Source organism: Bacteroides fragilis NCTC 9343 (genome assembly GCF_000025985.1).
In the GTDB taxonomy this organism is placed as follows: domain Bacteria; phylum Bacteroidota; class Bacteroidia; order Bacteroidales; family Bacteroidaceae; genus Bacteroides; species Bacteroides fragilis.
In genome coordinates this window covers 4,439,537-4,450,821 of record NC_003228.3, presented here as the reverse complement: position 1 = coordinate 4,450,821, position 11,285 = coordinate 4,439,537, and the positions used below count along the sequence as shown (strand labels likewise).

At 44.5% G+C, this 11,285-nt stretch carries 9 protein-coding genes; all 9 read right to left on the bottom strand.

Annotated elements, in window-relative coordinates; all coding sequences use genetic code 11:
- Positions 1-16 precede the first annotated feature (16 nt).
- On the bottom strand, positions 17-1,750 hold the full coding sequence (locus BF9343_RS18210; RefSeq protein ID WP_010993560.1) for a M56 family metallopeptidase: 1,734 nt from the start codon (positions 1,748-1,750) through the stop codon (positions 17-19).
- A gap of 20 nt (positions 1,751-1,770) precedes the next feature.
- On the bottom strand, positions 1,771-2,136 hold the full coding sequence (locus tag BF9343_RS18205; RefSeq protein WP_005791717.1) for a BlaI/MecI/CopY family transcriptional regulator: 366 nt from the start codon (positions 2,134-2,136) through the stop codon (positions 1,771-1,773).
- A 200-nt stretch (positions 2,137-2,336) separates the two neighbouring features.
- Positions 2,337-3,086 (bottom strand): SGNH/GDSL hydrolase family protein, encoded by a 750-nt coding sequence (locus BF9343_RS18200; protein WP_010993559.1) that lies wholly within the window; start codon positions 3,084-3,086, stop codon positions 2,337-2,339.
- A gap of 20 nt (positions 3,087-3,106) precedes the next feature.
- The gene (locus tag BF9343_RS18195; RefSeq protein WP_032571373.1) at positions 3,107-3,787 is read right to left on the bottom strand and encodes an SGNH/GDSL hydrolase family protein; all 681 of its coding nucleotides are present in this window, start codon (positions 3,785-3,787) and stop codon (positions 3,107-3,109) included.
- Between the two features lie 148 nt (positions 3,788-3,935).
- Positions 3,936-5,885 (bottom strand): glycoside hydrolase family 97 protein, encoded by a 1,950-nt coding sequence (locus tag BF9343_RS18190; RefSeq protein WP_005804175.1) that lies wholly within the window; start codon positions 5,883-5,885, stop codon positions 3,936-3,938.
- Between the two features lie 176 nt (positions 5,886-6,061).
- Positions 6,062-7,312, bottom strand: coding sequence for an ABC transporter permease (locus BF9343_RS18185; protein WP_010993557.1), 1,251 nt, complete (start codon positions 7,310-7,312; stop codon positions 6,062-6,064).
- On the bottom strand, positions 7,312-8,493 hold the full coding sequence (locus BF9343_RS18180) for an ABC transporter permease (RefSeq protein ID WP_005791708.1): 1,182 nt from the start codon (positions 8,491-8,493) through the stop codon (positions 7,312-7,314). The genes BF9343_RS18185 and BF9343_RS18180 overlap by 1 nt, the downstream gene beginning before the upstream one ends.
- Positions 8,490-9,482, bottom strand: a complete 993-nt coding sequence (locus tag BF9343_RS18175; protein WP_005799152.1) for an HlyD family secretion protein — start codon at positions 9,480-9,482, stop codon at positions 8,490-8,492. Before BF9343_RS18175 ends, BF9343_RS18180 begins: the two co-directional genes overlap by 4 nt.
- 77 nt (positions 9,483-9,559) lie before the next feature.
- A complete protein-coding gene (locus BF9343_RS18170) occupies positions 9,560-11,014 on the bottom strand; it encodes a TolC family protein (protein ID WP_005791704.1) in 1,455 nt (484 codons plus the stop codon).
- Between the last annotated feature and the right edge of the window lie 271 nt (positions 11,015-11,285).

Sequence of the window (11,285 nt, the reverse complement as noted above, 5' to 3'; positions counted from 1 at the left end):
GTTAGGTGCTTAGGAACTAAGCCAGACGGAAGCGGACCGGAAGTGTGAATCGGGTTGCCACGTTCTTTCCCTTTTGTTTTCCGGGTATCCACTGAGGCATGTTGCTTATCACGCGGACCGCTTCGGCATTCAGTTCCGGCGATACTCCCCGAACTATCTTGGGATCATGTATTTTCCCGTCCTTGTCAATGACTATTTGTATGACAACTTGTCCTTGTATTCCCGCTTCCATTGCGACTGCCGGATATTTTATATTTTTATACATATATTTCAGGCAGGCTTCCATTCCGCCGGGGAATTCCGGTGCTTGTTCAACCACATCGAATATGGTATTCTCCTGATTCTTATTGCTGTCTGTTGACGGAGCGGAATCGGAATCCATCAGTCGGAATCGTATCGGCACTGTGACCCTGGTGGCAACAGCTATTCCTCTTTGTTTCCCGGGTTGCCATTTAGGCATCTCTTTTATCACGCGCATGGCTTCGGCATCCAGCAACGGGTCTACGCTTTTCACTATTTTCAGGTCAGAGAGTGTACCGTCTGCCTGAATTACGAACTGTGCGATGACTTGGCCTTGTGTTCCGTTTTCCTGGGCGATCACCGGATAACGAAGATGGCTGTTGATGAAATGATTCATATTCCTTACGCCACCCGGAAACTCCGGCATTTTCTCCACAACCTCGAATACGATTTGCTCCCGGCTTTCTTCTTGGGCGGGCTGTTCGGCTATGCCGCTCTCTTGAGGTTGTGAAATATGATTGGCTGCCTGGGGAGAGGAAGTGCTTTCCTTAACAGCAACAGTGTTTTCGGGTTCCATCTGTTCTTCTACGGTTTGCATCACTTCCTGTGCAATACTTTTAGTGGTACGTGCCACTGCTTCGATGTTACTTACTATCATCAAAGCAAGAGCCAAGGGGATAAATAGCAGATACTTGGTGCGTCCTATCTCCTTGGTTCTCTTTTTGTTCATCATCGTGATACGGTTCTTCAGCGGCAACACATTGAAGCTGTTGGAAAGGGTGATCGCGCTCTTTTGATGTGCCAGTCCCAACAAATGATATTGATAGGACTTTGAATCATGTCCGGCTTCCAACACCCGATTATCCGCCATGTATTCCAGATTGTTCCGTACTTCCCGCTTCATCAACCACATGAAAGGATTGAACCAGCAGGCAATACACATTAGCTCACTGATAATCACATCTATGGAATGTCTTTGGCGGGCATGTGTTCCTTCGTGAGTCAGGATTTCACTTAATTCGTTCTGCGGGTGTGCCTGCGGATAAATGAAAATCCAGTGAAAAAAAGAAAAAGGACCACTTTCTTTATCCAGCAGATAGACGGGTATTCCTTCTATCTGATCTTTCCGGCAACGAAGACGTAACCGTAGAATACTGGCAAGCTGAGCGAAGAAACGTACTAAAAGTAAAGTGACCCCTGACCAATAGATGATATTTACTGTAGATAAAATGATACTTTGCCAGTCCGCAGCCCTAACCTCGGGAGTTATTTCGATTTCGGGCAATACGATTGTTGCATACAAATCGACCATTGCTACCATCGGTTCGTGCGATCTGATCCATTCCTGAATGTTCAGTACCGGATAGAGCGGAGAAATGACAAGGAAGCAAAGCAAAGCTGTCCTTCGCCATTGGAAGAAGGTGTCTCTGTAGAAAAACAACCGATAGAAGGCGTAGAATAAAGCAATTGCTATATTTATTTTCAGAAAATATGCCAGTTCGGGAGTCATGTTTTTCAGGGTATTAGCGATTATTTTTCTTGTCCTTTCTCAATCATGTCGATGATTTCCTTCAGGTCGTTGGTCGATATCTTTTGATCTTTGGCGAAGAAAGAAACCATCTCTTTGTAAGAGTTTTCAAAGTAGTTCCGTACGACTCCACTCATGAAACTTCGTTTGTATTCGCTTTCTTTAATAGACGGAGTGTACAGATACGTGTTTCCTACACGCTGTGCCTTTACATATTTTTTCCGTTCGAGATTCTTCACGATGGAAGCCACCGTGGTGTAGGGAGGAGTAGGTTGCTCAAACTTGGCAACGATGTCTTTCACATAGCAACTTTCCAGTTCCCAAATGTAGATCATCACTTCTTCTTCTTGCATTGTCAACTTTTCCATGGAGTATATTTAATTACGTTTATATTACAAAGCTACGGAACGGTCGTAACTAAACAAAGTGAAGTGTGTTAAATGATGTAAATGAAGGAATTACTTGAGGGTGGCACCACAGATCCGCACGGTTTAAAAGATAAAGAACTGGTCAGTAACCGGTGTTGTCTGTGCGAATCTGCGGCGCCCCTTTGAGAGGATGTATTTGTTTATATTGCCTTTAGGATAGCCTCTGCCCAGTATTTACCCAAGATACCGGCTCCCTCTTTATTCGGGTGCAGATAAAAAGTACCTGCATTTCCATTCTCCGGCGTGAAATAACTCTGATAATTGTTCCGGAAGAAATCGGAAGCAGCCGTATCTCCCAAAAAGACTTGATTGGGGTTTGCCTGTGAATAGTGGTCTACCAGTTTATGGATCATGGGAGTGTAGCTTTTCAGTCGCTTGAGGCCGGCAGCCAGATACATGGCACTGTTATATGTGTTCGGGCTATACCAGATTGGTTGATGAATCACCACTTTGCATTCCGGATACAAAGAAAGGAGTTCGTCGATAATTGTTTTCATGTTGGTATAGTAGGACACCGGTTCCACCGGAGAACCGAATGGACCGTTACAAGCACTGTCATTCGTGCCCAGCATAATGGAAAAAAGCAGTGTTCCTTTACGTTGACTCAATTCTTGGGCGGCAGATTTTACATTCGGAAATTGTCTTTCTGCGATTGGAAGAAAATTCAAAGTGGTCGCTCCGCTTACTCCACAATTTCGAAAAGCGACCGATTGCTTGGTTGCTTGTTCGATGTATTGACTTGCCTGTACCGGCGGTGCTTCCGTTGCCGGAGTTTTCAATAATGCGCCTTGGGTAATACTGTTGCCTATGTATACGATATTTATGCCTTGCGCATATAGTTTACCTAAGCAAATACATAATAAAAGACAAAAAGAGATAAACGGTTTCATAATTTCCTTTTTAAATATGGTTATCGTAAAGTCTTGTTTATAGCCTGTTGAATGAGATTCTCCATAACGTCATATCCTTCGGAAGTGGGATGCACACCATCTTTGGTATAGGCCGGATTCAAAGCTTTGTTGCTACCGCTCACCATAGAAGAGTAATAGTCGACGAATGGAATTTTATTTGTTTGGGCATAGGCTTTCAGACGTGCATTGAGTGAAGCTATCTTTTGAGGAGCATCTTTAATGGAAGGATTCCAACCGAAAGCGGCAGCCGGTAAAGTGGTGGTCAATATCACTTTTATATGATTGGCTTTTGCCAGTTCCACCATCGAAACAATATTGCCAAAAGTGCGGTCCTCATGATATGCTCCTGTGTTCTCGGCAATATCATTTGTGGCTGCATTGATTACTACCAGTGCAGGAGATAAGTTGATGACATCTTCCCTGAAACGTACCAGGAACTGGTAAGAAGTCTGTCCGCCGATGCCCCGGCCGATGTAACCGTTGGATTTAAAGAAATCAGGATGAGTGTTTACCCATCCTTCTGTGATGGAATTGCCCATAAAGACCACTCTCTTTTCGTTTTTGTCCGGTTTCGGAAGTTCGGCGTTTTGTTGTGCATAACGTTGCAGGTTAGCCCAGTCTTTTTCTTGGGCATTTATTCCTATCAATGATGCTCCGAGGCAGAAGACAGCCATCAGCATCCAGCGGTGTATGATTTGCTTTTTCATTTTTGTAATATGTCATATCACCACAGAGTGACACAGAGTTTCACAGAGAAACTTTTTCATAAATATTCCATTAACAGGAGATGAAGACTCTGTGTGTTCTATGATGAACTTGATTTATATTCTATTTCATTTTAATTGTTCCGGCCCATCCCCCGTTGCGTACCATTTTCAATGTCATGCGGGTTTGATTGTTCACGGTAGACTCCTTTTTCTTGTAATCCATTGCTTGACGGTCAGCGTTAATGCCATCTTCAAATGAGGTTAATGTGAATGATTGTCCTGCCGGAATGAATCCGAGGTCGATCTCGATGTTTTGTGGTTGATTGCCGGTGATACCTCCGATGAACCACTGTTCTCCTTTTCGTTTGGCTACGACGACTGCTTCACCTACTTTGGCATAGAGGACCTTGGTTTCATCCCAGGTGACGGGAACACTTGTGATAAATTCGGTACAGGGAAGTTCTCTGTAATAGTAAACCGGATTGTCGGCTAACATTTGCAGACCACTTTCGAAGATGATGAAAAGAGCCATTTGGAAAGCACGTGTTCCTGAGCCCATGGCATTGGCCCGGGTGGAACGGTTGTCTTCCGGCTGTGCAGAGATCATTGAACCCGGAGTGAAATCCATCGGTCCCACGGCATTACGCATAAAGGGCAGATAAATGCTGTTTTCAGGTTTGCAATTACCACCTTGTTCCATGCCCAATACGCCTTCATAGGAAAGCACATTCGGATATTTGCGTTCAAGTCCGGCTGGTTTAAAAGCACCATGAAAATCTACAAACAGTTTATGCTTGGCGGCTTCTTTGGCTACACGTTCATAATAGTTTACCATCCACTGGTCACTGCGGTCCATGAAGTCGATCTTCACTCCTGCGATGCCCCAATCGGCAAATGTTTTAAAGAGGTCGAAATGATTCTCGACAGTCAGCCATGGCAGCCAAAGTACGATTTTTACGTTGCGGTCCTTTCCGTATTTTATCAGTTCGGTAAGATTGATGGTGGGATTGGGGGTAAACGGATCACGTGTGTTTTTCGCCCATCCTTCGTCCATGATGATATAAGGAATACCGAACTTGGATGCGAAGTCAATGTAGTATTTATAGGAATCCATATTGAAACCCGAACGGAAATCTACCCCATAGAGGCGTGCGTCGTGCCACCATTCCCAACTCACTTGTCCCGGTTTGATCCAACTGTAGTCTTCAAGAACACAAGGAGCAGACAGGTTATACACCATTTCGTTTTCAATCAGTTCTTTGTCTTCTTTCGAAATCACCATCATGCGCCAGGGGAATGAACGTTTGCCGTCCGTCTTGGCAATGTAATCGGCTTCTTCGGTAATCTTGAGGCTACGGTCACCATCTTCTCCGAAGGCTAAAGGTGCTTTGGGAAAAATAGACTGCATTCCGTTCTTACCGGTACTTTTAAGGAACATACAGGGATAATCGGATAAGTCGGCTTCAGATATCAGTATTTTATATGCTTTATCCGTTTCTATCAATACAGGCAGGTAACTCATGCGGTCGGTAGCAGCATACTTTTCGGTATCTACATGAGTATATGGGCATTCGTATGAGGTTTTAAAGCCATCCGGTTGGGAGAGATGAGCTTTATAATTGGTTGGAAAGTTAATTGCGAAGTCTTCCCCCATTACGATGTTATCTCCTTTTTTATCTGTCACAAAACGGTAAGCGATACCATTGTCGAATACGCGGAATTCAACGGCATAATTTCCGCTGAAATTCATTCTCAGGGTATTACAGTGATTTCTTACGATCGCATTCTTGAAAGGTATTTCACGTTTTACACTTTCGTCAATGGTTCCACGTTTGGTGCTCCGTAAGTGGGGATTCGTACCTAACGTCTCATTCTGCAGTTGCAGGTTGAGATAGCAATCTTTTAATAACTGGTCATTATCATAGGACACCGAATAATAAATCCGGTCCTTGATGTCTACCGATACTTTAATGGCTCCGTTGGGAGACATTACGTCAATCACTTTAGCGTACACGCTACTTCCGCTTATTACCGCCAATGCGAGTAATAAGGACATCATTTTTCTTTTCATAACATGTGTTTTATTATTGTATGTGCTCTGTTTACATCTTCTGCATGAAGATATAGACGCTTCGAATGTACTAATTATCTTTGTTTCAAGCAAAAGCTATTCGATATATTTTTATGCAGAACTGTCATAGCAGACATTTCCGGGTAAATCCGGAATAAATATGCACACGTATGTGATTATGAAAAGAATTCTTTCCCTTTATTTTTCATTTCTTTGTATTTGTCTATGACGTGTTTACGGCTCTTGATAATCTGCCAACGGTATACCCAGCAAGTGGTCAGAAAATAGAAGCCGGTCTGTATCCATAACGCTTTGTATTCAAATGGAATCTCACTCAGTGTTGCTCCCATGTTGTTGATTCTCACAAATCCGTTGATACCGAAAGTTGATGGAAATATGTAAGAGAAGTATTTCCAGAATGGAGGTATGGCAGCTCCCGGCCAGGAAATACCTGAGATGAATAATAGAGGCACAGAGGTGAATACGAATATCAGCATGCATGTCTCCCGGTTACGGATAGCGATAGATGCAGTCATGGCAAAAAAGATGCAGGCCATCAGATAGGGGAGTATGAACAGGGCCAGTGTGCCGGGTTGTCCTATCTGGTTGAGGCTGAACATACGGGGGACGGCGCATAGTACATAGACAGATACCAAGGCATATACCATGAAATAACTTAATCCTTTACCCAATACAATGCGCAAAGTACCGTTATAATGGCGGTTAATGGGTACCAAATCTTTAAAGCGGTTGTTCTCGCGTGCCGTGCCGGCCGAAAGTCCGATACCCAATAACAAGGTTTGCTGAATGATCAGGATCAACACAGCGGGTATCAGGAAAGCGGCAAAGCCATTGGTCGGATTGAACATCGCTACGTCTTCATATTCGATAGGGTAGGCAGTGATTTCGTCCTGTCGGTCGGTCGTATTGCCCGAGCGGGCTATTTTGATATTTTCGTTCATATCCAAAGACACGGCAGTATTGGCCAAAAGCATACTTTTATAGTACAGCAGTCCACTCATATCACAGTAGATGCTGACTTGTGTCTGTTTGCCTTGAGCTATGTCCGAACTGAAATCTTTCGGAATGTAAATGATGCCATATGCCAGCCGGTCTTTGAGCATTTGTTTGGCTTCTTCCATATCGGCACAATAAGCCACAATCTGTATATCGGGGGTGGCATCTACTTTACGCAGATATTCGCGGCTGAGTGATGAACGCGAGTCATCTACTACCACGGCAGGCACTTCACGAACCACTTCGTTGGTATAAATAAAACTGTAGATCAGTGGATATACCAATGGAACGAGTACGAAAAAGATCAATACCCCCTGGTCGCGGAATGTAGTACGAAATTCCCGCTTCCAGATATAAAACAGGTCATTGATGCCTTGTGTTATCTTATCTTTTAAACTTATATCTTTCATTAGGGCACGTATTTATAATATATCAAAGCTTCCTTCAACCGATGTACCACGAAGAACGGAAGTAACATGAAAATCAGTAATGCCATATAGTTTGACCAGGAATAAGCCATGCTGTATCCGTTGAGTGCCTGGTCTACATAGATCAGGAAATAGTGGCGCAAGGGGAACAGGTTACTGAGTGCCTGCAATACCGGATTCATGGCCATCACCGGAAAAGAGAAGCCTGAAATGGAGAAAGAAATGACTCCCCATAACGAAGCGAAGCTCAGACCGAGGCGAAGGGTAGGCAGTGTGCCTATCATCAGGATACCGCAACATTGCGATGCCAATACCAGGCAGAGGGTTGCCAACAGCATCGGAAGAATTCCGCTGTTACATGGGAAGTGCAGATATCCATACAGATAGACATTGTAAAATATACCCATGATAAAGAATACCACGGTTTGTGGAAGCAACTTACCGGCCAATGCGATGTAGATGGAGTTGTTGCTCAGTCGCAGCCACTCCCGGGCCGTGCGGTCCTTGATTTCCACACCGATGGAAAATACTGTTACCATGAATATCAACAACATCAATACTCCCGGAACAAGCGTATTGCATAGATAGACCGAATAATTTAACCAAGGATTTTGTATCGGATGTGTATCGATGACAATGGGTTGTAAATATCCCATCGCCTGATCTTCCGTTGCTCCCTTGGCATATAAAACTGAACGGGCGGCAGCTCCTGAGGCAAGTTCGGACATCATCTTCATATCCTTGAACAATAATGAGCCGGCAATCAGGTAGGAGTTGTTGGTATAAAAAGATAATTTGGGTTGGCGTTGACTCTGGGCATCGGCCGACATTCCTTTGGGTATATAAAAAAATCCGTAGATTTTGCCTTCCTGCATAGCTGTACGTGCTTCGTTAACACTGCTATAACGCGCCACGACAGCTGTTTGCCCGAATGCGTCCAGATTGCGGAGAATGTTTCGTGAGCTGGCAGAATTGTCCAGGTCTACAGCGCCAACGGGCATATTGGTCGGTAACCCCGAGTCCATCAGCGTGGTGAAGAAAATATAGCAAAACAGCGGAGCTATCACCATGCAGAAGAGATAGAGCGGGCGAGACACGAGACGGTGGCATTCGCGTTTCATGACTAACCACAGGGCTATATATTTCTTTTCTCTTTCTTTCATTTCTTGATGATGACTGACATTCCAGGACGCAGATTAGTTACTTTTTCAAGCGGAGTCGCTTTTACTTCGAATGTTTTCAAGTCGAACTGGCCGGTGGTCTTGGTTGCTTTCCAGGCAGCGTATGTACCAAGATCTTTCATATAATGCACTTTCAGGCGAATGGTCTGATTGTCCAATGCGGGTACGATAGCATCGAATTCTGATCCCATGGTCAAATTTTTTAGCAGATCCTCACGTACATTGAAAGTCACCCACATATCGTCCATTATGGCGATATTCATAATGGGGGCGCCGGTACCTACCAATTCGCCCACTTTGGGAAATATCTCGGAAACCTCTCCGGCTGCCTGGGCAATCAAATAAGTTTCTTTGAGGTACGACTCCACTTCGGCAACAGCTCCCTTGGCACGGTCCACCAAAGCTGCTGCAGCCATTTTATCTTCACGTTCGGCACCGTTCTTTGCCATCGTGTATTGGGCCTTTGCTGCTTTTTCGGTTGCGATGGCTGCATTACGTTGTGCGGTGACTTCGTCCAGTTTCTGTGCCGGCATAACTCCTTGGTCGAATAAGTTTTTGACACGTTTATATGATTTTTCAGCTATATCGACACCGGCGATTGCTTTCTGCCACATTTCATAAGCCGCTTGAATTTGTTCCTGACGCGCTCCTTTGATGGCTTTTTCGTTCTGTGCCTGTGCAGCCGCTTCGGCGGCGCGAGCCTGTTCCATTTTGGCTATTACGTCGGGAGCCTCCAGGATGGCGAGTGTATCTCCTGCCTGGACTTTTTGTCCCTCTTTTACACGGAACTCCAGGATACGTCCCGGCACTTTGCTTGAGACGCGGTATTCAGTTACCTCAGCTTGTCCCTGAATGATTTCCGGACCTTTGCGGAGCATGAAGAAACCGACAACTGCAACCAGTACAATAACTCCCAGCAGGGTGAGGAATGCAAGCAGCATATTGCTGTTCTGTGATTTTTGTGATGTCATTTTATTTACGGTTTTTACGATTTACAAATTACTATTGAGATTAGCTTTTCAGGAATGTTTGCACTCGGTCGTTGACCTTATTTGAGCGTTCCCAGTGACTTTTGCAAGTAGATTTCTGTCAGTTTTACATCAATCTGTGCATCTATCTTTTCCGATTGGGCCGACAGCCAGGCGGTATGTGCTTCAAGTACATTACTGGGAGCGATCACACCTTCTTCGAATCCGAGAGTTGCATAACGCAGATTTTCATCCGCTTTTTCAAGGTTCTTTTTGGCCATAGCCAGTTTCTTTGCGGCTTCGTTTACTTTGAAAGCCGATTGATTGACTTGCAACTCGATTTTCTCTTTGGCATCTTCCAGTTGGTATTGGGCGATGCGTGCTTCGGCTTTGGCCGCTTTCACTTTGTAAATGCCTTCTCCCCAATGCCAGATAGGCAACTGAACCATAACGCCTACATTCCACATGCCTTTAAACTTGTTTTCAAAACTGTTGAATACAGACGGGTTGGTGACCATGTAATTTCCCATTAATGCTACGGAAGGCAAATGTTCCGAACGGGTCACGTTTATTTTCTGTTGATAGATTTTAGCAGCCAGTTCCAGACTGCGGATCTCGGGGCGGTTGGCATAGGCTGTTTCTATCTCAAAGTTGGTAGTAGCCGGAATCAGCGGAAGATCGTCTACTTGTTCGTCAGCCAGGACAATCGGAGTGCTTAGGTCGATGCCACACAGTTGACACAGCAGCATGCGGGAAAGGCTTAATCCGTCTTCTACCTTTGTCAGTGTCATCTCGGCTTCGTTTACTTTTACCCGAACCGACAGGCCGTCCGCTTTGGTGGCTACTCCTTCGGCAATCATCTTTTCTACATCACTGTCCAGTTTTTGTAATAGCTTCAGGTAACTTTCCGCGAGTTTTTTCTTGTTGACCAAGGAAATAACTTGCCAGTAAGCCTGGTCTGTGCTGAGAATCACTTCCTGCATACCCGAGTTATGTTGCTGACGAGCCAGTTCTTCGGCGTATTTGGTGATTTTATTGTATGCACGTATCTTGCCACCCATATATAGCGGTTGGGTGAGGGTGATGGCTCCTGCATATACATTTCGGGTATCGGTGCGGAATGCGTCTACAATTGCAGTTCCGGCTTCGTTGAGCGCCGGGACAATGGCTCCTCCCAATTGTGAAAGCATGGGGGCCAGTTCCGGATGCAGCTGTCCGATGACTTGGGCGGCTTGTTGCAACGGACCGCTCACACTTGTACCCAAGCCGGATAGAGCCGCTTTCTGGTCATTGTTAAGCAATGAGAATTCCTTTTGGTTACGCATGTAAGCTCCTGTGGCGGAGAAGTTAGGCAGGTAGTTGGTAAAGGCTGCTTTCTTTTGGTAGTGTGCAGCATTTATTTTCTCTCCGCTTATCAGCAACTCTTTATTGTTGGCAATGGCCAATGCACGGCAACTATCTAAGGATAGAATCCCCTGTGATTTCAGGGAAAAGGGAGTTGTTAGGAGAAAAAACAGAAACAGTAATTTTTTCATCGCATCTTATACATTATAAAGGTGATACTTCATTTAAAAGAACAATGCTTGCGAGCTGTTTGTTTATCCGGTTTTGTTCTTGTTATCCTTGTTAGGACAAGAAACAATAATTGCATAAACAACGATGCAAATATAAAGGGTTAATCTTAAAAAGCAAAACGATTTAATTTTTTTTGTTATATAGTGCTGTATTTGAATTCCGGGTGATGTATTCTTGCTTTTCAATTAACATTGTTAACGTCATCTTGAGGTCTCTCCTTTTTCGAATGTA

Coding starts and splice junctions, on each gene's coding strand:
- BF9343_RS18210 (WP_010993560.1), bottom strand. CDS start 1,750: ATGACTCCCGAACTGGCATATTTTCTGAAAATAAATATAGCAATTGCT.
- BF9343_RS18205 (WP_005791717.1), bottom strand. CDS start 2,136: ATGGAAAAGTTGACAATGCAAGAAGAAGAAGTGATGATCTACATTTGG.
- BF9343_RS18200 (WP_010993559.1), bottom strand. CDS start 3,086: ATGAAACCGTTTATCTCTTTTTGTCTTTTATTATGTATTTGCTTAGGT.
- BF9343_RS18195 (WP_032571373.1), bottom strand. CDS start 3,787: ATGCTGATGGCTGTCTTCTGCCTCGGAGCATCATTGATAGGAATAAAT.
- BF9343_RS18190 (WP_005804175.1), bottom strand. CDS start 5,885: ATGAAAAGAAAAATGATGTCCTTATTACTCGCATTGGCGGTAATAAGC.
- BF9343_RS18185 (WP_010993557.1), bottom strand. CDS start 7,312: ATGAAAGATATAAGTTTAAAAGATAAGATAACACAAGGCATCAATGAC.
- BF9343_RS18180 (WP_005791708.1), bottom strand. CDS start 8,493: ATGAAAGAAAGAGAAAAGAAATATATAGCCCTGTGGTTAGTCATGAAA.
- BF9343_RS18175 (WP_005799152.1), bottom strand. CDS start 9,482: ATGACATCACAAAAATCACAGAACAGCAATATGCTGCTTGCATTCCTC.
- BF9343_RS18170 (WP_005791704.1), bottom strand. CDS start 11,014: ATGAAAAAATTACTGTTTCTGTTTTTTCTCCTAACAACTCCCTTTTCC.